Below are 336 nucleotides of genomic sequence, written 5' to 3'. Positions count from 1 at the left end.
GTTGTTCCGACTTGCTTTATTCCTCCATATCCTCTGTCGCCCGCCAAGTTATCAATGCACCTGCCGGTCATTCTTTCGGTTTGTTGCAAGGTCGCTTCCATGGTATGTCCGTCATATTCATTCCTGAAAGAAACGGCGGCAAGAATAATTCCCGAGGATGAACGGATGAAGTACGCTTTGTTGCCAAACTCATATTTCTTGTGTTCCTTGCCTTTGCCGATACATTGTACTTCGGGTTCGTGAAGGGAATATATCTTATCGTGGCTGTTACGTTTTTGAGAAAGGATCTTATGGAAGAGTCCAAACATCTTTTCATAACCTTTCTTGTCGGGAAGG

1 pseudogene is annotated in these 336 nt (G+C 44.3%); it reads right to left on the bottom strand.

Annotated features, from left to right (window positions below):
* Window positions 1–336 (bottom strand): annotated as a pseudogene (locus EII32_RS11860) (IS5/IS1182 family transposase); the annotation flags it as partial.

It is taken from the genome of Prevotella sp. OH937_COT-195 (assembly GCF_003932845.1).
GTDB lineage: Bacteria > Bacteroidota > Bacteroidia > Bacteroidales > Bacteroidaceae > Prevotella.
Note: the sequence above shows the minus strand (reverse complement) of the source record. Positions and strands in the feature narration are given on the sequence as shown.